We start from the raw sequence: 26,003 nt of genomic DNA, 5'->3' as shown, positions 1-26,003 counted from the left end.
GAGTCATGAAGGTGCTCGTCACGGGAGCAGCGGGCTTCATCGGGTATCACGTGTGTGAGCGGCTGCTCGCGCGTGGGGACACGATCATCGGAGTGGACAATCTGGACACGTCGGGAGACGTGACGCTGAAGGCGACGCGGCTGTCGAGGCTGAAGGCGGCGCCGAACTTCGGCTTCCACCGGATGGACATCCGGGACGTGAAGGCGTGCCGGGAGCTGTTCGACGGGGCGAAGCCGGACCGCGTGGTGCACCTGGCGGCGCGGGTGGGCGTGCGATCGCTGGCGTCGGAGGCTCCCGACTACGCGGAGACGAACGTCACGGGCTTCCTGCAGGTGCTGGAGCTGTGCCGGCTGGCGAAGGTGGAGCACCTGGTGTTCGCCTCGTCGAGCTCGGTGTACGGAGCGGGCACGCCGGTGCCCTTCGAGGAGGACGCGCCGGCGGATCACCCGCTGAGCCTGTACGCGGCGACGAAGCGCGCGGACGAGCTGATGGCGCACGTCTACAGCCACCAGTACGGGCTGCCGGTGACGGGGCTGCGGCTGTTCACGGTGTATGGCCCGTGGGGCCGGCCGGACATGGCGCCGATGCTCTTCCTCCGGGCGATGCTGGAGGGCCGGTCCATCACGCTGCATGGCGAGGGCAGGATGCAGCGCGACTTCACCTACGTGGACGACGTGGTGGAGGCGCTGGTGCGGCTCTTGGACAAGCCGCCCGCGGGCGCGCCGCCGTACCGGCTGCTGAACGTGGGGCGGGGCGCGCCGGTGACGATGGCGCGGTTCGTGGACCTGCTGGAGGAGCAGCTGGGGACGAAGGCCTGGGTGGAGCTGCGGCCCGCGCAGCCGGGAGAGCTGGAGGTGACGTGCGCGGACGTGACGGCGCTGGAGCGCGAGACGGGCTTCCGTCCCTCGGTGCCGCTGGAGCAGGGGCTCGCGAGGCTGGTGGCGTGGTACCGGGGCACCGAGGGCTGAGCTCCGCGCGCGGGAGGGACGCTGGAGAACGGCGTCCCCCGCGTGCGTAGAGCTCCCCACGGGCTGCTCTTTGTCTGTGATTGAAGGCCAGCTCCCCAAGGACATGCAGGGGCGCGGGATGGGTCCGTGACGAAAACGTGATTTTGTCCCGTTTGAAACACAGACAGCGTCAGGCGAAAGACAGATGTGGAGCTGGAATGGGCTCGTGACCGAAACGTGACTTTGTCTTTTCCCCGACATTCCAGGCTTTGTCTTGCCGCCAACACTTCAGCCTGTCATCCGAGGTGGAATGACATGGGTGTACCAGTGCAAATGAATGACAAGTGCCCCTTGGGTGCTCATAGGGGCGCTAATGGAGCTGAGACTGAGCGTGTGGGGGGAGTCCGCCGCGCTATCTCTAGAGCAGGAGCCACGCACGCTGGGGCGTTTGTCACTGGCAGTGAAATGATAGCCCGCCGGTTGGGAGGCGCACCACTTCACTTGGAGTGATGTTTGTGTTCCACGCAGGTATTCCGTTGACGAATGAAAATCAGATCTGTACTTGAGCGCCCGAATTCAGGGTTCTGAACAGGATTGGCCCTCCACCGGCCCGGCTGACGTGTGTCTTTGGTCCAGACACGCGTGACGGGAGAGCTGTGTGCCGGGGGGCCGGGGGAACTACGTATGCCGGAGTCCGCAAGAGCGATTGAGGTTCGTAACTGGGTTGTGTCCTACCTCCAGCGCGAGCTGAAGATAGACATCGAGGCCAGTGAGGGAGGGCGTTTCGCGGACGCGGGTGTCACCTCGCTGCAGGCGACGGCGCTGGTGCGTGCGCTCGGGGCGGAGCTCAACCGGTCCCTGCCGTCGACCCTGCTGTGGGAGTGCCCCACGGTGGACGCGCTCTGCCGGTTCCTGGCGGACGAGGGGCAGGCCGAGCGGGGCGAGCTGGCGGCGGCGGCCGAGGAGCCGATCGCCATCGTCGGCATGGCCTGCCGCTTCCCGGGAGCCAGCGGTCCCGAGGGGTTCTGGAAGCTGCTGAGCGAGGGGCGCGACGCGGTGCGCGAGGTGCCCACCGGCCGCTACCCGGAAGCGGCGTTCGACGCGGATCCTTCCGCGCCGGGCAAGAGCCACGTGCGGCGGGGCGCGTTCCTCGAGCAGGTGGACGGGTTCGATCCGCAGTTCTTCGACATCTCACCGCGGGAGGCCGTGCAGCTGGATCCCCAGCAGCGGCTGGCCCTGGAGCTGACGTGGGAGGCCCTGGCGGACGCGGGCCGTCCTCCCGCGAGCCTGCGCGGCTCGCGCACGGGCGTGTTCCTCGGCGTCATCTGGCGTGACTACGCCGAGCTGCGCCGGGGCGACCTGACGGGCGTGACGGCGCATACCGGCACGGGCCAGGCGCCGGGCATGGCCGCCAATCGCATCTCCTACGTGCTGGGCGTGCACGGCCCGAGCATGGTGGTGGACACCGCCTGCTCGTCGTCCCTGGTGGCCGTGCACCTGGCCTGCCAGAGCCTGCGCTCGGGGGAGTCCTCGATGGCGTTGGCCGGCGGCGTCAACCTGCTGCTCTCCGCCGACACCTGGGTGTCGCTCGCGAAGTTCGGCGGGCTGTCTCCCGAGGGGCGCTGCTCGGCGTTCGACGCCCGCGCCAATGGCTACGTGCGCGGCGAGGGCGGCGGAATGGTCGTCCTCAAGCGCCTGTCCACCGCCCTGGCGGACGGAGACCCGATCTACGCCGTCATTCCCGCGAGCGCCGTCAACAACGACGGTGACAGCAACGGGCTGACCGCGCCCAATCCGCGCGCCCAGAAGGCGGTGCTGCGCGAGGCCTATGCCCGGGCCCGCATCGATCCCCGCTCCGTGCAGTACGTGGAGGCGCACGGCACGGGAACGTCGCTCGGGGATCCGATCGAGGCCCGTGCCCTGGGCGAGGTGCTGGGGCAGGGGCGGGAGACCCCGCTGCGCGTGGGCTCGGTGAAGACCAACATCGGTCACCTGGAGGGCGCGGCGGGCATCGCCGGCCTCTGCAAGGCGGCGCTCGCGCTGCGGCACGGGGCCCTGCCGCCCTCGCTGAACTTCCAGACGCCCAACCCGGAGATTCCCTTCGACGAACTGGGAGTCCGCGTGCAGACCGCGCTGGAGCCCTGGCCGGTGGCCGAGGGCCCTGCCCGCGCGGGCGTGAGTGCCTTTGGTTGGGGCGGGACCAACTGCCACGTGGTGCTGGAGGCGGCCCCCACCGCCACGCCGCGAGTGCCGCTGGCCGCCGGGGACGTGGCGGCACTCCAGCGCTCGGCACGGACCGCGTTCGAGCAGATGCGCTCCGCCGCGCTGGATGCGCCGCTGGACGCGCTGGTCCGTACGGCCACGGCCGCCCATGGGAAGGGCGGCGAGCGCGCGGTGGTGAAGGCGGGCAGCCGTTCCGCCCTGGAGCAGGCGCTCGAGGCGCTCGCACAGGGGGCCCCGTCCGCCGCCGTTTCGACTGCGTCCGTGACCCGGCCGCCGCGAGTGGCCTGGGTGTTCTCTCCGCAGGGGGGGCAGTGGCAGGGCATGGGCCGGGAGCTGTTCCTCTCCGAGCCCGTCTTCCGCGAGGCATTCCTGGAGTGTGACCGCGCGCTGATCGCCGCGGGCCATCCCTCGGTGCTGCCTCACCTGGAGGCGGACGCGGAGGATCCGCGCGCGCTCGTCGCCGAGCGCATCCAGCCGCTGCTCTTCGCCCACCAGGTGGCGCTCGGGCGCTACTTCCGCTCGCTGGGCATCGAGCCCGTGGCCGTGGTGGGTCACAGCATGGGGGAGATCGCCGCGGCCGTGTTCGCCGGGGCGCTCACCCTGGCCGAGGCGGCACGCATCATCCACCACTACAGCCGCCTGCAGTCGCTCACGGCCGGTGACACGGGCATGGCCGTGCTGGACGCGCCCGCGGACGCCGTGAATGAGTTGCTGGTGCGCACCGAGGCGGACTCGCTCGTCTGGGTGTCGGGCTTCAACGGCCCTCGCTCCACCGTCATCTCCGGACAGGCCGGTGCGCTGGGCCGTGTCCTCGCGGCGGCGGAGGCCCAGGGCGTCCTGTGCTCCCGCATCCAGGTGGACGTGGCGGCGCACACCCGCCACATGGACGCCATCCTCCCCGAGCTCCAGGCCACGCTCGAGGGCCTGCGTCCCCAGCGTCCCTCGCTGATGTTCGCCTCGTCCCTGCTGGGCGAGGTGCGCGAGGACGTGCGCCTGGATGCCGCCTACTGGGCCCGCAACCTGCGTGAGCCCGTGCGCTTCGCCCAGGCCCTCGAGGCCCTGGTGGCGCGCGGCGTGGACACCTTCCTGGAGCTCCACCCGCAGCCGGTGCTCAATCACGCGCTGCGCCAGTTCGCGTCCGCCGAGCGCCCCCTCCGGGTGCTGGCCACGTCGCGCCGCGGGCAGAGCGCCCGTGACACCGTGCTCGAGACGCTCGCCGAGCTGCACCTGGCCGGGCTGGACGTCCGGTGGCCGGGGACGGGCGAGGGCACGCACAAGCCCGAGCTCGTCGTCCTCTCGGGCCGCTCCGAGGAGGCGCTGGCGGATGCGGCGCGGCGGCTGCACGGCTTCGTGTCGGCGTCGCGGCCGTCGCTCGCGGATGTGGCGTACAGCTCCGGGGCGCACCATGACCACTACGGCTACCGTGCCGCGGTGGCCGCCTCCTCGGGCGAGGCCCTCCTGAAGGGACTCGAGGCCGTGGCCGAGCGCAAGACGGCGCCGGGGGTAGTGCAGGGCCGGGCCCGGGCGGACCGGAGCCCGCGCTCCGTGTTCATCTTCCCCGGCCAGGGCTCGCAGTGGGTGGGCATGGGGCGCGAGCTGCTGCGCGACGAGCCCGTGTTCCGCGAGGCCCTCGAGCGCTGCGACCGGGCGCTCTCGGCCTTCGTGGACTGGTCCCTGCTCGAGGTGCTGAGCGCGGATGCCTCCGCCTCGCGCCTGGCGGAGATCGACGTCCTGCAGCCGGTGCTCTTCTCCGTCGAGGTGGCCCTGTCGGAGCTGTGGAAGTCCTGGGGCATCGTCCCGGGGCTCGTCATCGGGCACAGCATGGGCGAGGTCGCCGCGGCGTATGTGGCCGGGGCGCTGTCCCTGCATGACGCCGCGCGCGTCATCGCCACGCGCAGCAAGCTGCTGCGCCGGATGAGCGGCAAGGGCGCCATGGCGCTCGTCGAGCTGCCCATGGACGAGGCCCGCGCCACCATCGGCCGCCACCAGGATCGCGTCTCGGTGGCGGTGAGCAACGGCAAGCGCTCCACCGTGCTCGCCGGTGACAAGGCGGCCCTGGAGGAGCTGGTGGGTGAGCTGCAGGGGCGCGGCGTGTTCTGCCGCTTCGTCAAGGTGGACGTCGCCTCGCACAGCCCGCAGATGGATCCGCTCCTGGAGGAGCTGCGCGCCGCGCTGCAAGGCCTGGCCCCGCGCGCCCTGAGCGTCCCCATGTTCTCCACCGTGACGGGACAGCCGCTCACCGGTCTGGAGATGGGGCCCGACTACTGGGTCCGCAACCTCCGCGAGCCGGTCCTCTTCGGCCGGGCGGTGGAGGACGCGCTCGCCCAGGGGCCGGCGGCCTTCATCGAGCAGAGCCCGCATCCCATCCTCCTGCCGGCCATCGAGGACGCGCTGCGCAACCCGGGCGCCGAGCACTCCACCGCCGTTCCCTCCCTGCGCCGCGAGGAGGCGGAGCGGGCCACGCTGCTGGCCTCGCTCGGCACGCTGTACACGCGGGGCGTGCTCCCGGCCTTCCGGCGGGTCGCGTCCAACGGGCACTTCGTGCGGCTTCCCACGTACCCCTTCCAGCGCAAGAGCTACATGGTCGAGGCCACCGGCCGGCGCGGGGATGACCACCCGCTGCTCGGCCGTCACCTCCGCTCGGCGCTCGCCCCCGAGTCCCAGTCGTTCCAGCTCGAGGTCGGCTCGCCGGTCATGCCGTACCTCGCGGACCACGGTGTGGCGGATCTGCGCATCGTCCCGGGCGCGACGTACTCCGTGCTCGCCCTGTCCGCCGTCCGGGCCGCGCTGGGGGACGCGCCCTACCGGCTGGAGGACATCGCCTTCCGCAACCCGCTCTTCTTCAAGGAGGGCGACAAGCGGGTGATGGAGATCGCCCTCACCACCAAGGACGGGGAGACCTCGCTCACCATCTACAGCCGGCCGGCGGGGCCGGACACGGGCAACTCGCCGTTCACGATGCACGTGACGGCGCGAGTGGTGCCCGGTGCCGCGCAGCCCACCGTCCCCGATTCCATCGAGGCGATCACCGCCCGGTGCCCGACCACGTACCCGGGCGCCATCCACTACGAGCGCGCGGAGGCCGTGGACATCTACCTGGGGCCGAGCCTCCACGGCATGGAGAAGGTCTGGTACCGCAAGGGCGAGGCCCTGGTGCGCATCCGGCCGACCACCGCCGTCCTGGAGGAGCGGGTGCCCTTCGGGCTGCACCCCATCCATGTCGACCTGACGTACATGCTGCTGCTGCTGGAGGCGGGCCTCTCGGATGCGCGGCACCATGGCGCCTTCGTTCCGGGGCTCCTGGGCTCGGTGCAGATCTTCCGCACGCCGCCCCGGAATGCCTCGCTGTGGGCCTACGTCCGCTCGCGCTCGGATGCCGACCGTGACGAGGATGGGTACGAGGGAGACGTCTGGCTGCTCGATGACGAGGGCCAGGTCGTTCTCGAGGCGAAGCGCCTGCGCTTCCAGCGCCTGCGCCGGGAGGCCAGGGCCACCGTGGCCGAGGTGCCCACCTTCGGGATTGCCTGGCGGAAGGCCGAGGCGCCTGCCTCCGCGGCTTCGCTCCCGGGGCCGGTCCTCGTCCTCACGGGCAAGAACGGGGCGGGGGAGTCGCTGGCCGCCGCGCTGGAGAAGCGCGGAGTGCCGTGCATCGTCGCCGCCACGCCTGGCGCGAGCACCCGGCCGGACGCCCTGACGTTCGACCCGCGCCGCGCGGAGGACTTCGCGCGGGTGGTGGCCACCGCCAACGGCTGCCGCGCCGTGGTGCACATGCTCGCGCTCGATGAGTCCGCGGAGGGCCCTCGCACGGAGGCTCCGGACGCGGCGACGGCCAGCGCCCTGCACCTGGTGCAGACGCTGACGAAGTCGTCCAAGGCCGAGGCCCCGCGCCTGTGGTTCATCACCCGCGGCGTGCAGCCGGCCGGAGGCGCCCAGGTGACGTCGCCCGGACAGGGCACGGTGTGGGGCTTCGCCCGCTCGGTGTCCCACGAGTACCCCGAGCTGCGCGCCACGTGCGTGGACCTGCCGCCGGTGCCGGCCGCGTCCGAGGTGGACGCGCTCGTCGCGGAGTTGCTCGCCGCTCCGTCCAGCGGGCATGACGAGGAGCAGCTCGCCCTGCGCGCGGATGGCCGGTACGTGGCCCGGCTGGTCCGGGTGACGCCCACGCCGTCGCGTGCGGTGCCGGTGCAGGCGGAGGCGACGTACCTGCTGACCGGTGGCCTCGGCGGCCTGGGACTCGCGTTCGCCCGGTGGTTGGTGGAGCAGGGGGCTCGCTCCCTGGTCCTCCTGGGCCGCAAGGCGCCCGGGCCCGACGCGGAGCAGACCCTGCGTGAGCTGGCCGAGCGCGGCGCCTCCATCCGCGTGGAGAGCGTGGACGTGGGCGATGCCAGCGCCGTCGAGGAGCTGGTGAAGCACAAGCTGAAGGGCCTGCCGCCGCTCCGGGGCATCATCCACGCCGCGGGCGTACTCGACGACGGGACGATTCCGCACCAGTCCGAGGCGCGGCTGCGCACCGTGCTGCGGCCGAAGGTGGAGGGGGCGTGGAACCTGCACCGGGCCACGTCGGGGCTCACGCTGGACTTCTTCGTGCTGTGCTCCAGCGCCGCCTCGCTGCTCGGAACGCCCGGCCAGGCCAACTACAGCGCGGCCAACGCCTTCCTGGACTCGCTCGCCTACGCCCGCAGGAGCGCGGGCCTGCCGGCCCTGTCCGTCAACTGGGGCGCCTGGTCCGAGGTGGGTCTGGCGGCACAGGAGGGACGGGCCGAGCGCCTGGGGCTGCGCGGTGTCGGCAGCATGACCAACCGCGAGGGTGTGGAGGCCCTCTCCCGCCTGTTGCGCGGCGATGAGACCCAGGTGGGTGTGATGGGCTTCAACCTGCGGCAGTGGGAGCAGTTCTACCCCCGCGCCGGCAGCGGGCCGCTGTACGCGGAGCTGCGCACCGCCGACAAGGGGCGCGCCGTGGCTCCGGTGGGCTCGCGCATCCGCGAGACGTTGGAGGCCGTCACCGGCAGGGCGCGGCACGAGCAGTTGGAGGACTACGTCCGCGGGCAGGTGGCCCAGGTGCTGCGGCTCACGCCCGAGCGCGTCGAGGGGGATGTGCCGCTGGTCAACCTCGGCCTGGACTCGCTGATGACGCTCGAGCTGCGCAACCGCCTGGAGGCGGGGCTGGGGCTGACGCTGCCGGCCACCATCCTCTGGGCCTACCCCTCGCTCAAGGTGCTGGTGCCGCACCTGGCCGAGCGCATGGGCCTGTCGTTGGAGGACGCGGCTCCCGCGGCCGTGCCCGAAGTGGTCAGCGCCGCGCCCGAGGCTCCCGCCGAGGCCGCTGACGATGACGAACTGATTCGCTTGTTGCAGGCCGTGGGCGCGATGCCCGACGCCGACCTGCGTGCCGAGGACTGATCCACCTGTCTCGCCCGTGAAGGGCGTCCCCAAGGAATTCACAACATGAGCTCTGAACTGTCGCGTCTGGTCGCGAGCCTCCCGGAGGAGAAGCGCCGGGCCCTCGCCAAGCTGCTGCACCCCGCCAATGAGGCGATCGCCATCGTGGGCCTCGGGTGCCGTTTCCCCGGGAACGTCACCGACTCCGAGTCGTACCTGAAGCTGCTGATGGAAGGGCAGCACGCGGTGCAGGAGATCCCCGAGGACCGCCGTGCCATGGAGCGGTTCTTCGATCCGAACCCTGGCACGCCGGGCCGCTTCTATACCCGCCACGGTGGCTTCATCGAGGGCGTGGACCTCTTCGATGCGGACTTCTTCGGCATCACCCCGCGCGAGGCCGAGGCCATGGATCCGCAGCAGCGCCTGCTGCTGGAGGTGGGCTGGGAGGCGCTGGAGCACGCGGGCCTGGTGCCGGAGACGGTGGGCGCCAACACCGGCGTCTTCGTGGGCATCTGCTCGGACGACTACATCACGCACCAGATCCGCTCCGGGGACCCGAAGCGCATCGACGTGTACTCGCTGCCCGGCAACATCCCGAGCATCGCGTCCGGCCGTGTGTCCTACGCCCTCAACCTGCGGGGGCCGAACTCCTCGGTGGACACCGCGTGCTCCTCGTCGCTGGTGGCCATCCACCAGGGCGTGTCGGCGCTGCGCCTGCGGGAGTGTGATGTCGCCCTGGCCGGTGGTGTGAACCTGGTGCTGTCGCACGAGAACACCATCTACTTCTCCACCGCGCGCCTCCTGTCGCCGGAGGGCAAGTGCAAGGCCTTCGACTCCAACGCGGACGGCTTCGTGCGCGCCGAGGGCTGCGGCATGGTGGTGCTCAAGCGCCTGTCCGATGCCATCAACGATGGGGACTCCATCATCGCGGTGGTGCGCGGCTCGGCCGTCAACCACAACGGCTTCGGCAACGGGCTGACGGCGCCCAACGTGCTCGGCCAGCGCGAGCTGCTGCGCAAGGCGCTCGCGGACGGCGGCGTGAAGGCCGAGGAGGTGGGCTTCGTCGAGGCGCACGGCACGGGCACCTCCATGGGTGATGCCATCGAGGTGGACGCCCTCAAGGAGGTGTTCGGCACCCAGCGCGCGGACGGGAGCAAGTGCTTCGTCGGCTCGGTGAAGACGAACATCGGCCACATGGAGGGTGCGGCCGGCGTTGGTGGCTTCATCAAGGCCGCGCTGATGCTGGAGCGGGAGTTCGTCGCCCCCAACATCAACTTCACCACCCTCAACCCGAAGATCTCCCTCGAGGGCACGCCCCTGGCGTTCCCCACCGAGACGCGCTCCTGGAAGCGGGGGACCGCGCGCCGCTTCGCCGCGGTGAGCTCGTTCGGCTTCGGTGGAACCAACGCGAACGTGGTGCTGGAGGAGGCCCCGGTCGCCAAGCTGGCGCCCGTGGCCGACGGCCAGAACGCGTATGTCCTGCCGCTCTCGGCGAAGTCGGACGAGGCGCTCCGCGCGCTGGCCACCCGGTACGTGGAGTGGCTCGGCGGGTACGGCCAGGGCGTGCATGACCTGTGCTTCACCGCGAGCGTCCGCCGCTCGCACCATGGCCTGCGTCTCGCGGCCACCGGCCGGACGCCGGGGGAGCTGCGCAAGGCCCTGTCGGCCTGGCTGGCGGGGGATGCCTCCGCGGTGGAGCTGGGCCAGCGCCGTGAGCGGCGGGCGAAGACCGTGCTGGTGCTCGATGCCAACGCGGCCTGCGCTCCGGAGCTGCGCGAGGCGCTGAACCGCTTCCCCGCGGCCCGGACGGAGTGGGAGGCGAGCCAGCGCGTCCTCGCGGGGACGCAGTTGGAGCAGGGGCGCCGGGACGGCCTGACCGCCCAGCTGGCCCTGGCGGCGCTCGTGCGCGCGGCGGGCCTCCGTCCCGACTCGGTCGTCATCCGGGGCGACGTGGGCGTGCTCGGGGCCTACCTGCTGGGTGCGCTGAAGCTGGAGGACGCGGTGGCGAAGCTGGCTCGGGGTGAGCACGAGGCCAACAACCCCGCGGTGACGCGTGACGCGACGGGCGGGGCGGACGCCTCGGCCATCCGCTTCGACCTGGGCGCGCTCGTGGCCGGGACCGAGCCGCTGGCCGGTGCCTGGGCTCGCGCCTACGTCCGGGGCGCGGCGTTCAACTTCCGGGTGCTGTTCCCGGAGGGTGGCCGGTGCCTGCGCGTGCCGACGTATCCCTTCCAGCGCCGCCGCTTCTGGATCGCCGATTCCTTCCCGGCCGAGAAGGCGCTGCCGGTCATCCAGGAGGCCGCGAGCCACCCGTTGATTGGCACGGCCCGGGCGGTGGAGTCGGGTATGCAGTGGGAGTCCACGCTGTCGGTGGCGAAGGCGCCCTACATGGTGGATCACCAGGTGCAGGGCATGGTGGTGGTCCCCGGGACGGCGTACCTCGAGATGGCGATGGCGGCCGCGCACGAGGTGTTCGGACCGGAGCACCGCCCGGTGGATGCGGTGGCCATCAAGCAGGCCATGGTGCTGGCGGACAAGGCCGAGCGCACCGTGCGCGTCCAGGTGGAGCGGCGGGGCCAGGGCGGAGTCGTCCGCATCCGCAGCGCCCCGAAGGGCACCACGTCCGACGCGGCCTTCGTGGAGCACCTGGCGGCGACCATCGCCGGGAGCGCGGATGCCGGGCGCCCGGAGCTGACCCTGGAGCTGCAGCAGCTGCGTGAGCGGTGCCGTCAGCCGGTGACCGACCACTACGAGACGCTGGCCGCGCAGTCGGTCGTCTACGGGCCCACCTTCCAGGGCGTTGAGTCGATGTGGCTCGGACGCGGCGAGGCGGTGGCGAAGCTGCGGCTGCCCGAGGGCGTGGCGACGGAGGGCTACCTCGTGCACCCCGCGTTCCTCGATGCCTGCCTCCAGGTGTTCGCGGCCACGCTGATCGCGAACGACCCGGACCGGCAGCCCGGCGCGGCCTACGTGCCGGTGGCCGCACGCACCCTGCAGCTGCACCGGGTGTCCGCGAGCCGCGAGGCCTGGGGCTACGCGGTGATGCGCGCCGAGGCGGGCTCGCTCGCCGCGGACGTGCTGCTGCTGGACGAGCAGGGGCGGGTGCTGGTGGAGATCCGCGGCCTGGTGGCCCGGCGCGTGGAAGGGGAGGGCGCACGCAAGGCGGCGGCTCCCGCGGCTTCGGCCACGGAGCGGCTCGTCGAGTACCTGCAGCAGAACGTCGCCCGCTCGCTGCGCGTGGACACCGCGCGCATCGATGTCCGCCGGCCTCTCAGCTCGCTCGGCCTGGATTCGCTGATGGCCGTGGAGCTCAAGAACCGCGTGGAGTCGGAGCTGGGCGTCGTCGTCCCCGCCGTCGAGTTCCTCAAGGCGAGCTGCCTGGCCGACGTGGCCACGGAGATCGAGCGGCGCCGCGCGGCGCCGCGTGCCGAGGAGCGCAAGCCGGACAATGACCCGAGTGCGCTCCTCAACCGCCTGGGAGACCTGTCCGACACCGAGGTCCGCGCGCTCCTGACCCGTCTGCTCCCCACGCAGCCGGAACGGGGCAGCCGGGAGTAACCCACCATGACTGGCCAGCGAGCTTCGACCATGAGGCCCACCACCGCCGTTACCAACACCTGGCGCGCTCCCCCCAACCCCTGGGTTGCCTTCCACACGCCCAGGGTGTCGCCCGCCATCCGGCTGTTCTGCTTCCCGTTCGCGGGGGGGAACGCCGGGGCGTACCGCACCTGGGGAACGGGCCTTCCGGAGTCCATCGAGGTGCTCCCGGTCGAGCTGCCGGGACGGGGACTGCGCATCCAGGAGACTCCGCTGGCCGAGTGGCCGGCTCTGCTCTCGGCCCTGGCCGAGGGACTGGAGCCGCTGCTCACGTCACCCTTCGCCTTCTTCGGCTACAGCATGGGGGCGAAGCTTGCCTTCGAGCTCGCGCGCACGCTGCGGCGCGCGGGCCGGCCGGGTCCCACGCACCTCTTCCTGTCCGCCGGTTCGGCCCCGCACCTTCCCAAGCGCGGGCCGGACAAGCACCACCTGCCTCGCCCGGTCTTCCTGGAGGAGATCGTGAAGATGGGCGGCACCCGGCCGGAGGTGCTGGCGGATCCGGATCTCGTCGAGATGTTCCTCCCGTGCCTGCGGGCGGACTTCAAGCTGATGGACCAGTACAGCTGCGCCCCCGAGGAGCGGTTGGACTGCCCGTTCATCTGCTTCCGCGGCTCGTCCGACCGGACGGTGCTGCCCGAGGAGGTCGAGCCGTGGCGGGAGCACACCCGCGGCGGCTTCCGGTTGGAGACGTACCACGGGGAAGGGCACTTCTTCCTCGAGCAGCGCAGGCAGCAGATCTTCGACGTCCTGTGCGCCGAGCTGTTGGGCGCCAAGGCAGTGGGTATGGAAGGAGAGGCGGCATGAGCCAGGGTCCCATCAATCTCGACCAGCTCTCGGTGGAAGAGCAGCGCGCACTGCTGGAGAAGCTGCTGCGGCGCAACGTGAGCACCTTCCCCCTGGCGTCCGGCCAGCAGGCGCTCTACGCCATCGAGCCGATGGCCCGTGAGCACGGGGCGTACAACTTCCTCTTCGCGGGGCGCGTGCGGGGCCCCGTGGACGTGGAGGCCCTGCACAAGACGCTCTCGCTGATGGTGGAGCGCCACCCGGCCCTGCGCACGTCCTTCGTCCTGGAGGACGAGGGGCTGCGGCAGAAGGTGGCACCGCGCGCCGAGGTGGACTTCGCCGTGCGGGATGCGCGGGGGCTCGATGACGGGGCCCTGCTCGCCAAGGTGCACGGAGAGGCCCGGGCGTCCTTCGAGCTGGCGCGCGGCTCGCTCTTCCGGGCGCGGCTCTTCACGCGCGCTCCAGATGACCACGCCCTGCTGCTGGCGTTCCATCACATCGTCGTGGACGCTTGGTCCGTGACGCTCTTCTTCGAGGACCTCTTCGCCCTCTATCCCGCCCTCCGGGAGGGGAAGCCGCTGCCCGAGCTCCGCTCCGCGGGGGACTACGGGCGGTTCGTGCGCTGGCAGAACGAGCTGCTCGCGAGCCCCGAGGGAGAGCGCCTCGGGGCGTATTGGAAGCAGAAGCTCCAGGGGGCCAACACGGTCCTGGAGCTGCCGCTGGACTTCCCCCGCCCGCCGCTCCAGACGTACCGGGGAGCGATCGCCACCCTGCGCCTGGACCGGCGGTTGACGGAGCGGCTCAAGGAGGTCGCACGGGGAGCGGGAGCGACGCTCTACGTGGTGCTGCTGGCGGCCTTCGAGGCGCTGTTGCACCGCAGCACCGGCCACCGTGACTTCCTCGTCGGCACGCCGACGGCTGGACGCCACGGGCGCGAGTTCGAGGGCACGGTGGGTTACTTCGTGAACCCGGTGCTCCTGCGGGCGCGGATCAACCCGGAGCAGTCCTTCCAGGAGCTGCTTGGTGCGGTGCGCGCGGACGTCCTGGAGACGTTCCAGCATGACGCCTATCCGTTCGCGCGGCTGGTGCAGGAGCTGGAGATCAAGCGGGATCCGAGCCGCCCGCCGCTCATGCAGGTGATGTTCGGCCTGCAGAAGGCCTTCGTGCTGCCGGAGCTGACGCCGTTCTTCACGCCCGGGGCCCCGGCGCACCCGGTGTCGCGTGGGGGGCTCGTGCTCGAGCCGCTGCCCCTGACGCAGCAGGAGGGGCAGCTGGATCTCACGCTGGACATGGCGGAGATCGAAGGCGAGCTGTTCGGCTGCTTCAAGTACAACGCCGACCTGTTCAGCGCGGCCACCATGGGGCGCATGGCGGAGCGTTTCCGCACGGTGCTCGAGTCCGTCGTGGAGGCCCCGAACCGCGCCGTGGGGGAGCTGTCCGTCATCCCCGCCGCCGAGCGGACGGAGCTGGTGTCCCGGCCTGAGCACGGCGAGCCCTATACCGACGTCATGGAGGCCATTGCCGCGTCCGTGGCCCGTCAGCCCGATGCACCGGCCCTCACGTGGCAGGGCCAGACGTTGAGCTACCGCGAGCTGCTGGAGGGGGCGGCGGCCATTGCCCGTGAGCTGGAGCTGCGCGGAGTGGGGGCCGAGTCGCGCGTGGGCCTGTACCTGGAGCGCACGCCTGACCTGGTGGCCTCGGTGCTCGGGACGCTGCTGGCCGGTGCGGCCTACGTCCCGCTGGATCCGTCGCTGCCCGCCGACCGCCTGGCCTACATGGTGGAGGACGCGCAGGTGCAGGTGGTGGTGAGCGCGCGTGACGCGCGGCTGCCGTTCCAGACGGAGGCCTCGCGCCTCTTCGTGGAGGAGGTACTCCCGGTGTCCGGGGACGTGGTGCCCCGGCCCGGCAACACCGAGCGGCTCGCATACGTGCTCTACACCTCCGGCTCCACTGGACGTCCGAAGGGGGTGGCGATTCCCCGCCGGGCGCTCTCGAGCTTCGTGGGAGCCCTGCTCCAGCGGATTCCGCTGCGCGCGGAGGACACGCTGCTGGCCATCACCACCCTGTCCTTCGACATCTCGGTGGTGGAGCTGATCGTCCCGCTGGTGGCGGGGGCTCGCATCGTGCTGGCCACGCGGGAGCAGACCCGCTCGGGTGAGCAGCTGGTGGCGCTGGCGCGCGCGGAGAAGGTGACCCATCTCCAGGCAACGCCCACCACGTGGCGCATGCTCATCGAGGCGGGCTGGAGGGGCGAGCCCTCGCTGGTGGCCCTGTCCGGAGGCGAGGCGCTGCCCGCGCAGCTGGCGGAGGCGCTCTGCCAGCGGGCCCGCGAGGTGTGGAACCTGTACGGCCCCACCGAGACGACCGTGTGGTCGATGGTGGCGCGCGTCGAGCGGGGGAAGCCGGTGTCGCTCGGCTCGGCGCTTCCCAATACGTACGTGATGCTGCTGGATGCCCGGGGCCAGCTGGTTCCTCGCGGGACGCTGGGCGAGGTGTGCATCGGAGGGCAGGGCGTGGCGCGCGGTTACGTGGGCCGGCCCGAGCTGACGGCGGAGCGGTTCATCCTGGATCCGCTGCTCCCGGGTTCCCGGATGTACCGGACGGGAGACCTGGCGCGCATTCGTCATGACGGGACGTTCGAGTACGCGGGCCGCATGGATGACCAGGCGAAGATCCGCGGGCACCGCATCGAGCCCGGCGAGGTGGAGGCGGTGGTCGTGCGGCACCCGGACGTGGTGCACGCGGCCGTGGTGGTTCGCGCGGGCGCGGACGGAGAGAAGCGGCTGGTGGCGTACGTGGTCGCCCGTTCCGGGGCGGCCCTGGGGACGACGGACCTGCGCGCCTTCCTGGCGAAGGCCCTGCCCGAGTACATGGTGCCCGCGGCCTTCGTCTTCCTCTCCGAGCTGCCCGTGACGCCGAGCGGCAAGGTGGATCGCAAGGCCCTGCCGGATCCCACGCCGGTCGCGCTCGAGTCGTACGTGGAGCCTCGCACCGCGCTGGAGAGCACGCTGTGCGACGTCTTCCGCGAGGTGCTGGGCGCCAACCGCGTTGGCATCGACGACAACTTCTTCGAGCTGGGCGGTGACTCCATCTCGCGCCTGCGCGTGGTGGCGCGGGCGGCGGAGCGAGGTGTGCGTCTGACGGCGAAGCAGGTCTTCCTGCACCAGACGGTGCGGGAGCTGGCGGCCTCGGCCGCGGGTGCGGAGACGGGCACGCTGGCGGGCGAGGAGGTCCGCCACACCGAGCCCTTCGCCCTCTGTCCGCTGCCGCGCGAGCAGGCCGAGGCGCTGCGGGCCTCCCTGGCCGGGAACGTGGAGGACATCCTGCCGGCGACGGCGATGCAGCAGGGCATGCTGTTCCACGTGCTGGCCGGGCCTCGCTCGGACATGTACGTCCAGCAGGTGGCGTGTGACCTGGTGGGGACGTGGGACGAGGCACGGCTCGCGGACGCGTGGCGCACGGTGGTGCGGCACCATGGCGCCTTGCGCACCTGCTTCCGCTGGGAGGGGTTGGATCAGCCCGTGCAGGTCGTCCTCCGCGACGCGGAGCCCGAGGTGGCCGTGCGCGACTTCCAGGGGCTCGTCCCCGAGGAGCGTGAGCGCGCCCTCGAGACCTGGCTGGCGGAGGAGCGTGCCCGGGGCCTGGATCCCGCCCAGGCGCCGATGATGCGGGTCGCGCTGCTGCGGAGCGCGGCGGACCGGGTCCGGCTGGTTTGGACGTTCCACCACACGGTGCTCGATGGCTGGTCCCTGCCCCTGGTGGTCAAGGACGTGCTCGGAGCCTATGACGCCGCGTTGGCGGGGCGCCCCGCGCAGCTGACGCCCGCACGGCCGTTCCGCGATCACGTCGCGCACGTGGCGGCCCGTCCCCAGGAGGAGCGCGCCGCGTTCTGGCGCCAGTCCCTGGAGGGGTGGGGCGGCCCCGTGGCCTTCCCGGTGAGCAAGCCCTCGGAGGTCCAGGAGCCCGGGTACGGCCGGCGTGACTTCACGCTCGCTCCCGCGCTGACGGCCCGCTTGCAGGAGGTGGCCCGGTCCTGCCGGGTCACGCCCGCCAACGTGGTGCAGGCCGCCTGGTCGGTGGTGCTGGCCAAGCGGGGCATGTCGAAGGACGTGCTGTTCGGTGTCACCGTCTCCGGCCGCTCCGGTGGGTTCGCCGGCTCCGAGTCGATGGTGGGCCTCTTCATCAACACGCTGCCGCTGCGCGTGCGGATGAAGGAGGGGGGCACCCTGGCCGAGCTGCTCACCCAGGTGTCGGCGCAGCACCTGGAGCTGGAGCAGCAGGCCGACACGCCGCTCGTGGACGTCCAGGCGGCGTCCCCTGTCCGGGGGCAGGCCGCGCTGTTCGAGACCATCGTCGTCTTCGAGAACTACCCGCTCGAGGGCGCGCTCGACCGGAGCGGCAGCGCGCAACGGATCGAGAACGTGCGGGCCGTGGAGCGCAACAACTTCCCGCTCACCGTGGTGGTGATGCCGGGCGAGTCGATGCACGTCTCCATGGCCTTCGACACCGCCCGGATGAGCGGGCAGGACGCGGAGCAGCTCTTCCAGGGGCTGAGCGCCGTCCTCTCGTCCTTCGCCCAGGACGTGAACACCCGGCTCGGCGCGGTGTCGCTCCTCTCGCCCGAGGAGCGGCACAAGCTCCTCGTCGAGTGGAATGACACGGCGCTCGACTACCCGGCGGTGTGCATGCACGAGCTGGTGCAGGCCCAGGTCCGGAGGACTCCGGAGGCGGTGGCGGTCATCTCCGGCACGCGGACGCTCACGTACGCCGAGCTCAACCGCCGTGCGAACCAGCTCGCCCACCACCTGCTGCGGCTCGGCATCCAGCCCGAGACGCGCGTCGGCCTGTGCGTCGAGCGCACCGAGGACATCGTCGTTGGCCTGTTGGGCATCCTCAAGGCGGGAGGCACCTACGTCCCGCTGGATCCCGCCTATCCCCAGGAGCGGCAGGCGCTGATCCTCGAGGACGCCCAGGTGCCGGTGCTGATCACCCAGCAGCGGCTCGTCCCGGAGCTGCCGGCCTGCACGGCGCGCCGGCTGTGCCTGGACACGGACTGGCCCACCATCGGCGCCGAGAGCACCGAGGATCCCCAGCACACGACGGCGCCGGAGAAGGTCGCCTACCTCATCTACACCTCGGGCTCCACGGGCAGGCCCAAGGGCGTGATGATCGAGCACCGCAACGCCGTGGCCTTCCTCGTCTGGGCCACGCGCGTCTGGGCGCCCAAGGACCTCGCGGGGACGCTGGCCTCGACGTCCATCTGCTTCGACATCTCCGTCTTCGAGATCTTCGCCCCGCTGTCCGTCGGTGGCCGGGTGATCCTCGCGAGGAACGCGCTGGAGCTGCCGGAGCTGCCCGCGGTCGGGGAGGTGACGCTCCTCAACACCGTGCCCTCGGCCATGGCCGCGCTGCTCCGGGCCGGTGCCGTCATCCCGCCCTCGGTGGGCATCGTCAACCTGGCGGGAGAGGCGCTCTCGGGGGCGCTCGTGGATCAGGTCTACGCGCTGGGGCACGTGAGGGAGGTGTACAACCTCTACGGTCCGAGCGAGACCACGACCTACTCGACGTACTCGCTCGTGAAGCGCGGGGAGACGCCGAACGTCGGGCGTCCCGTCGGGAACACCCAGGTGTACGTGGTGGATCAGGACCTGCAGCCGGTTCCGGTGGGGGTGCCGGGCGAGGTCTACATCGGCGGTGCCGGAGTCTCGCGAGGGTATCTGGGCCGCCCGGAGCTCACGGCGGAGCGGTTCCTCCGGTCTCCCTTCGGCCCCGGGCCGGACGCGCGCATGTACAAGGTGGGGGACCTGGCGCGGTGGCTGCCCACGGGCGAGCTCGAGTACCTGGGCCGCCTGGATCACCAGGTGAAGCTGCGGGGCTTCCGCATCGAGCTGGGGGAGATTGGCGCGGTGCTGGCGCAGCACCCCTCGGTGCGCGACGCCGTGGCGGTGGTGCGGGAGGACGCGGGGACGGAGAAGCAGATCGTCGCGTACGTGGTCGCGCGCGGCGAGCAGGCGCCCGAGCCCTCCGAGCTCCGGAGCTACCTGAAGTCCAAGCTGCCCGAGTTCATGGTGCCCTCGGCGTTCGTGATCCTCGAGGCCATGCCGCTGTTGCCGAACGGGAAGCTGGAGCGCGGCGCGCTGCCCGCTCCGCGGAGTGGGCGGGTGCGGCAGACCCGCGAGCACGTCGCGCCCCGGACTCCCGCCGAGGAGTCCCTGGCCGCCATCTGGCGCCAGGCCCTGGGCGTGGAGCAGGTGGGCATCCACGACAACTTCTTCGAGATTGGCGGGCACTCGCTCCTGCTCTACCGGGTGCTCGGTCTCGCGCGCTCGGCGTTCGTGGTGGAGATTCCCCTGAGGGCCCTGTTGCAGGCGCCGACCCTGGCGGAGATGGCGCGCGCCATCGAGGCCGTGCGCGAGGGAACGTTCCAGGCCGACGACACGGCGGCGCGGATGGAGGCGGACGCCGTGCTCGAGGCGGAGATCGATCCGGGGAAGGTGCCGGCGGCCTCCCCGGGGGCTCCGCGCACCCTTCTGCTGACGGGCGCCACGGGCTTCCTCGGTGCGTTCCTCCTGGAGGAGCTCTGCCGCAAGACGCAGGCGCGCATCTACTGCCTGGTGCGCTGCGAGTCGGAGCAAGACGGGCTGCGCAGGATTCGCAAGAACCTGGAGGGCTACTCGCTCTGGAGTGAGGACCTGGCGCAGCGCATCGTCCCCATCCGGGGCGACATCAGCCAGCCCTTGCTGGGGCTCTCGGAGGCGGAGTTCCAGCGGCTGTCGGAGGAGGTGGATGCCATCTACCACAACGGCGCGCTCGTGAACTTCCTCTACCTCTACGACTCCATGCGGGCGGCCAACGTGCAGGGCACGAGGGAGATCCTCCGGCTCGCCACGCGGACGCGCGCCAAGCCGCTGCACTACGTCTCGACGATCTCCGTGCTGCCCCTGGGGCGCAAGGAGCCGATCCTCGAGGACGCACCGCTCGACGCTCCCACCAGCGTGGTGGGGGGCTACTCGCAGACCAAGTGGGTGGCCGAGAAGCTCGTGAAGGAGGCCTCGCGGCGCGGGCTGCCCGTCACCATCTACCGGCCCGGGCGGGTCACCGGCCACAGCCGGACGGGTGCCTGGAACACGGACGACCTGGTGTGCAGGACGCTCAAGGGGTGCATCCGGCTGGGAGCGGCTCCGCACCTCGAGCCCCTGATCGATCTGACGCCCGTGGACTACGTGAGCGGCGCCATCGTGGAGCTGTCGCTGCGCCCGGAGGCACTCGGCAAGACGTACCACATCGTCAATCCGCACCTCATCGGCGCGGACGTGATGTGGGGCCACATGAATGCCTTCGGCTACGGGCTGAGCACCCTGCGTTACGACGAGTGGCTCGCCAGGCTCTCCTCGACGGCCGGAGCCGACCGGGAGCTCAGTGAGCTGCTGCTGATCCTCCAGCAGATTCCGCTGGAGGATCGGGGCGTGGGAGGGCCGCGGATGGTGGTCTGTGACAGCCGCCAGGCGGTCGAGGCCCTGCAAGGGACGGAGACGTCCTGCCCGCCCGTGGACCTCGGCCTGGTGTCGACCTATCTCGGCTCACTGGTGAGCCGGGGGTTCCTGGAGGCGCCAGCGGACCCGGGACGCTAGAAGCTGATCGCGGCGCTCACCGACAGCGAGGTGTCGGTGGGCAGCTTCCCCTGGGCCGGCTCGCTGTCGTAGAGGAAGAGGAAGGTGGTGGCGATCGACAGGGTCTGCGTCAGCCGCACGGACAGCTGCGTCTGGCTGTTGATGAGCAGGCGCGAGCCCTCGATGAGGCTGGGCAGCACGCTCAGCTCCTCCAGGAACGCGACGTCCTTGGCGATGCCGTAACGGAAGGCCGCGCCGAAGCGGGGGCCGCCGAGTGACACATCCGGCAGCTCCAGGCGCGTGGGGTAGTACTGGAAGCGCGTCTCCCGGGCGTAACGGAAGGCGATGTCCGTGCGCAGGAAGGCATCGCCTCCATCGGCGCGCTTGGTGTCCAGCCAGATGATGCCGAGTCCCGCCTCGCCGGCGCCGCGGAACTCCACGCTCTTCACGTGGTCCGCGTCCACGGCGCCCAGCAGGTAGCCGCTGATCTTCTGGGTGAAGCGGCGGTCTCCGCGCAGCTGCAGGGCCGCGTTGAGCGCCGTCACCTGCGACACCGTCACCACCTCTCCCTCCAGCCCGGGGGGACGGCTCTCACCGTAAACGCCCGAGGCCTTGACGGAGTAGATCCAGTTCTCCGTCTTGCGCTCCGCCGCGATCAGGCCGTTGAAGGTGACAGTGGAGGCATTGCCGGTGATGAAGATGAGGCCCAGGCCCACGGTGACGTCCCAGACGTCCTTCTTCGCGGCCTCCTTCTTCTCGGCGGCCGTCTCGGGCTTCTGCTCGGCGGGGGGCTGCTCGGCGGCGGGCGCCGTGCGGGCGATGCCGCGGGCGAGGCTCTCGATGGCCTCGGCCATGCGGGCGTTGGCCTCGGCGGCGCGCTCGGCGGCGGCGGCGGCGCGCTCGGCGGAGGACGCGGCGCGCTCGGCGGCGCTGGTGGCCTCCTCGGAGGTGGTGGCCCGCGCCGGCGCGGAGGGCTGCGCCGGGGTGGCGGGCTGCGCGGGAGCGGGGGCCTGGAACGTCAGGAAGGCGGACAGAAGGGCGTGGACAGGAAGCACGGCGGACTCGCGGAGTGGATGGGGGACCTCAGGCGCGGCGTCTACTACCAGGAGCACGCCGAGCGCAAAGTCCTGTTTCCATCAGTTGGCTGTTTGAAGTGCACGGGCCGGGCCAGCACCCTCCTGCGTGGAACCCCGCGAGAGGACGGGCCTCGGGCCCGGGAACGGACGCCAGGGCAGCCCGCTGACACTCCGGATGACATGTCAGCCCGGCTTCTGACGTGTCAGCGAGCGGTTCAGCGCGCCTTCCGGATGATGCCCCGGCAGCGCCAGTCGAAGTAGTTGACGAGGATCCAGAAGTTCTTGAACGCCGGGTTGCGCGTCTGCTTGTGGTGGTAGCGGTAGTAGATCTGCTGGGCGATGACGGCGAGGCGGAACAGGCCGTAGACCTCGTAGAAGGCCCAGTTGGCTGGCTTCAGCCCGGTGCGCTCGAGGTAGTAGGCGACCACCTCCTCGCGCCGGAGCATGCCGGGCAGGTGCGTAGGCTGGCGGCGGGTGATGCGCATCAGCCAGGGGTCGTCGGCGTGCACCCAGTAGGCGAGGGTGTTGCCGAGGTCCATCAGCGGATCTCCCAGGGTGGCCATCTCCCAGTCGAGCACGCCGATGACCTCGGTGGGGCGCTCGGGGTGGAGCACCACGTTGTCGAAGCGCCAGTCGTTGTGGATGACGCAGGTGGAGACGTCGCCGGGGGTATGGGCCGCGAGCCAGTCGCGCACGGAGCGGAAGCTGGGGACGTTCCAGGTGCGGGCCTTCTCGTAGCGATCCGACCAGCCCTCGATCTGCCGCCGGGGGTAGCCAGCGCCCTTGCCGAGCGACTCGAGCCCCACGGCGCGGTAGTCCACCCGGTGCAGCTCGATGAGTTTGTCGATGACGTTGAGGCACAACTGGCGGGTCTGCGCCGCGTCCAGCCGCAGCCCGGCGGGCAGGCGCGAGCGGGGGATGAGGCCGGCGATGCGCTCCATCACGTAGAACTCGGCGCCGATGACGGCCGGGTCCTGGCACAGCCCGATCATGGTGGGCACGGCGGGGTAGACGGGCTTGAGCGCCTTCTGCACCGTGTACTCGCGCGCCATGTCGTGCGCGGACTTCGCCTTGGTTCCCGCGGGAGGCCGCCGCAGGATGAGGTCGCGGTTGGCGTACTCGAGGCGGTAGGTCCAGTTGGAGGCACCGCCCGCGTACTGGGTGACCTTGGGGGTGCCCTCTAGCGAGGGCACCTGGGCCTTCAGCCATGCATCCACGGCGGGGACGTCGAGCTCCTCGCCCGCGCGCACGGCCCTGGCCTCATCGAGAGCGGGAGTCATGCCTGCTGCGTCCCTCCGAGCCCGCGCATCCGGCGGGTGCGCTTGCGGATGATCGAGGAATAGAGGCCGCGCGGGAGGAGGCGCTTCATCAACCAGGCCTGGCGGCCCTCGGAGTGGGGGAGGACGTAGAAGTCGCGCCGCTCGACGGCCCGGAAGATCCGATCGGCGATGTCCTCCGCGGTGATGGGCGAGCGCTCGAGCAGCTTGCCCATGGCCGTCCGCAGCCCGGAGTTGGAGGTGCGCAGCGACTCGGTGAGGTTGGTCTTGAAGAAGGACGGGCAGACGAGGCTGACGCCGATGCGGTCATCGGAGAGCTCGTTGTGCAGTGTCTCCGACAGCGAGACGACGGCGGCCTTGGTCGCGTTGTAGCTGCTCATCATCGGCACATCGAGCAGCCCGGCCATGGAGGCCACGTTGACGAAGTGGCCGTGGCCCTGGCGCTTGAACAGCGGCGTGAAGACCTTGCAGCCGCGCACGACGCCCAGGAGGTTGATGTCGATGATCCACTGCCAGTCGGCGAGCGGGACCTCCTCGATGGCACCGGCCTGGGCCACGCCGGCGTTGTTGACCACCACGTCGACACCGCCCCAGTTGGAGGCGAGCCACTCGGAGGCCGCGCGCAGGTCCTCCTCGCGCGTCACGTCGCAGCGGAGGTAGTGCGCATGCGAGGTGAGGGAGGAGAGGGTCTTCAGGGTCTCCGCGCCCCGGGTGTCGTTGACGTCGGCGATGCAGACACGCCAGCCCGCCCGGGCGTAGCGCAGGGCGATGGCCTGTCCGAGGCCGCTGGCGCCGCCGGTGATGAAGATGCGCTGGTCACTCATGATTCCCGGCTCCTGGAGAACCCGCGCTTGGAGAGCTCGATGCGGGCGATGAGGCCCTTGTGGACCTCATCCGGTCCATCCGCGAGCCGCAGGGTGCGCGCCTGGGCGAAGAAGCTCGCGAGCGGCGTGTCCTGCGACACCCCGGCGCCACCGTGGATCTGGATGGCGTCATCCACGACCTTCTGAAGCACGTTGGGCGCCACGACCTTGATGGCGGAGATCTCACTCATCGCGCCGAGGGCGCCCAGCTCGTCCAGCTTCCAGGCGGCGTAGAGCGTGAGCAGACGGGCCTGATCGATGGCGATGCGCGCCTCGGCGACGCGCTCGCGGTTGCCGCCGAGGTTGAGCAGCGGCTTGCCGAAGGCGGTGCGGTTCATGCCGCGGTCGATCATCAGATCGAGCGCCTGCTCCGCCGCGCCGATGCAGCGCATGCAGTGGTGGATGCGGCCGGGCCCGAGGCGTCCCTGGGCGATCTCGAAGCCCCGTCCCGGGCCCGCGATGATGTTGGAGAGTGGCACTCGCACGTCGCGGAAGTGCACCTCGCCGTGGCCGTGCGGCTCGTCGTAGTCGCCGTACACCGGGAGCATGCGTTGGATCTCCACGCCCTGGGTGTCCAGCGGCACCAGCACCATCGAGTGCTGATGGTGGCGATCGCCTCCCTCATTGGCGGTGCGGGCCATGAAGATGATGATCTTCGCCCGGGGGTCACCGATGCCGCTCGACCACCACTTCTTCCCGTTGAGCACCACCTGGTCGCCCTCGACGACGGCCGTGGCCTGCATGTTGGTGGCGTCCGAGGAGGCCACATCGGGCTCGGTCATGCAGAAGACGGAGCGGATCTCCCCGGCGAGCAGCGGCGTGAGCCAGCGCGCCTTCTGCTCCTCGGAGCCGTACTTCCAGAGCACCTCCATGTTGCCGGTGTCCGGGGCGTTGCAGTTGAAGACCTCGGGAGCCATGAAGCTGCGGCCCGTCTCCTCGGCGATGGGTGCGTACTCGAGGGTGCTGAGGCCCGCGCCGAGCTTCGCGTCGGGCAGGAAGAGGTTCCACAGGCCCTCGGCCCGGGCGCGAGCCTTGAGCTCCTCCATGACGGGGGGGATCTTCCAGCGCCGCCAGTCACCGCCATGGCTGGCCGAGCGGATCTGCGCCCAGTACTGAGCCTCCACGGGCTGGATGTGCTTCTGGATGAAGCGCCGCACGCGCTCGCGGTAGTCCTTGGAACGGTCACTCGGCTCGAAGTTCATGGCAGGCCCCTTGTTTCGCCGCCCCATCCTGCGGCCGGGCCCCTTGATGAAGCCAGTGAATGTTGGTCATGTGTTGCCATGAATGAGGCTCATGAATCAGCGAGGCTGTCCCAGCTCGACCTCAACCTCTTCCGGGTGTTCGACGTCGTCTACCGGGAGCGGAACTTCACGCGGGCCGCCGAGGTCCTGTTCCTGAGCCAGTCGGCGGTGAGCCACGCCCTGGCGCGCCTGCGGGAGCAGCTCGATGACCCGCTCTTCGTGCGGCAGGGGCGCGGAGTGGCGCCCACCCCGCTTGCCGAGCGTCTAGCCCCGGGGATCCAGGAGGCGCTCTCGCTCTTCCAGCAGGCGGTGGCGCGCACCCGTCACTTCGACCCCCGGCGCGATGCGGGCCAGGTCATCCTCGCGATGAACGACGAGCTGGAGCCCTCACTGCTTCCTCGGTTCGTCTCGCGGCTGCGCGAGAGTGCCCCTCAGGTCCGGGTGGCGAGCGTGCGGCTCGACCGGGCCAGCCTGGAGAGGGACCTCGCGTCGGGGAGACTGGATCTGGCCGTGGACGTGGCGCAGCCGACCGGCGCCGAACTGCGCCACACGGTATTGATGCGTGACACCTTCTGCGTGGTCAGCGCGCGGCGGCGGAGGCTGGATATCGCGGCATATCTGGCGGCGCGGCACGTCACCGTGTCCTCTCGGCGCACGGGTCTGGCCCTCGAGGACCTGGGGCTCAGCCGCCTGGGCTACCAGCGGGAAGTCGCCGTGCGCTGCCAGCACCCCGAGGCGGCGTACCGCATCGTCGCTGACTCGGACCTGCTCCTCACCATGCCGCGGCGCTACGCGGCGGCGCTCAATGCGCCTCTCGGCAACCACCTCCTGCCGATGCCGGTGGCGCTCCCGCCCGTGGAACTCCACCTCTACTGGCACCGTCAGGTGGACGGCGAGCCCCGCAGCCAGTGGCTGCGCGCGGAGCTCCTGGCGATCACAGAGGGACTGCGCGCGGAGGCGAGTCCGGAGAGGGCCCGCCGCCAGGGGAGGGGGCGTCCGAGGTGACG

General features: G+C 71.2%; 10 protein-coding genes. 6 read left to right on the top strand and 4 right to left on the bottom strand.

The features are described 5' to 3' along the window. Positions 1–5 precede the first annotated feature (5 nt). The 5 genes from NR798_RS26025 to NR798_RS26005 all read left to right on the top strand — a co-directional run bounded on the left by NR798_RS26025 (position 6) and on the right by NR798_RS26005 (position 20,560). A complete protein-coding gene (locus NR798_RS26025) occupies positions 6–968 on the top strand; it encodes an NAD-dependent epimerase/dehydratase family protein (protein ID WP_375765196.1) in 963 nt (320 codons plus the stop codon). A 705-nt stretch (positions 969–1,673) separates the two neighbouring features. Next, on the top strand, positions 1,674–8,570 hold the full coding sequence (locus tag NR798_RS26020; protein ID WP_375765195.1) for an SDR family NAD(P)-dependent oxidoreductase: 6,897 nt from the start codon (positions 1,674–1,676) through the stop codon (positions 8,568–8,570). 45 nt (positions 8,571–8,615) lie between these two features. Next, entirely contained in the window at positions 8,616–12,107 is a 3,492-nt protein-coding gene (locus NR798_RS26015) for a type I polyketide synthase (protein WP_375765194.1), read from the top strand. A gap of 6 nt (positions 12,108–12,113) precedes the next feature. Further along, positions 12,114–12,950, top strand: a complete 837-nt coding sequence (locus NR798_RS26010) for a thioesterase II family protein (protein ID WP_375765193.1) — start codon at positions 12,114–12,116, stop codon at positions 12,948–12,950. Continuing rightward, positions 12,947–20,560, top strand: a complete 7,614-nt coding sequence (locus NR798_RS26005; protein WP_375765192.1) for an amino acid adenylation domain-containing protein — start codon at positions 12,947–12,949, stop codon at positions 20,558–20,560. The genes NR798_RS26010 and NR798_RS26005 overlap by 4 nt, the downstream gene beginning before the upstream one ends. Here NR798_RS26005 and NR798_RS26000 read toward each other — a convergent pair. From NR798_RS26000 to NR798_RS25985, 4 genes are all read right to left on the bottom strand, one after another. After that, a complete protein-coding gene (locus tag NR798_RS26000; protein WP_375765191.1) occupies positions 20,557–21,594 on the bottom strand; it encodes a DUF481 domain-containing protein in 1,038 nt (345 codons plus the stop codon). The two genes, NR798_RS26005 and NR798_RS26000, sit on opposite strands and share 4 nt — an antisense overlap. Positions 21,595–21,830: 236 nt before the next feature. Further along, positions 21,831–22,895 (bottom strand): phosphotransferase family protein, encoded by a 1,065-nt coding sequence (locus NR798_RS25995; protein WP_375765190.1) that lies wholly within the window; start codon positions 22,893–22,895, stop codon positions 21,831–21,833. Next, on the bottom strand, positions 22,892–23,716 hold the full coding sequence (locus NR798_RS25990; RefSeq protein ID WP_375765189.1) for an SDR family oxidoreductase: 825 nt from the start codon (positions 23,714–23,716) through the stop codon (positions 22,892–22,894). The genes NR798_RS25995 and NR798_RS25990 overlap by 4 nt, the downstream gene beginning before the upstream one ends. Further along, on the bottom strand, positions 23,713–24,957 hold the full coding sequence (locus tag NR798_RS25985) for an acyl-CoA dehydrogenase family protein (protein WP_375765188.1): 1,245 nt from the start codon (positions 24,955–24,957) through the stop codon (positions 23,713–23,715). Before NR798_RS25985 ends, NR798_RS25990 begins: the two co-directional genes overlap by 4 nt. 78 nt (positions 24,958–25,035) lie before the next feature. Between NR798_RS25985 and NR798_RS25980 the strand changes: the two genes are divergently transcribed. Beyond that, entirely contained in the window at positions 25,036–26,001 is a 966-nt protein-coding gene (locus tag NR798_RS25980; protein WP_375765187.1) for a LysR family transcriptional regulator, read from the top strand. Positions 26,002–26,003 lie beyond the last annotated feature (2 nt).

Source organism: Archangium gephyra (assembly GCF_042230915.1).
Classification (GTDB): Bacteria; Myxococcota; Myxococcia; order Myxococcales; family Myxococcaceae; genus Archangium; species Archangium gephyra_B.
This window is presented reverse-complemented; position numbering and strand designations above follow the sequence as displayed.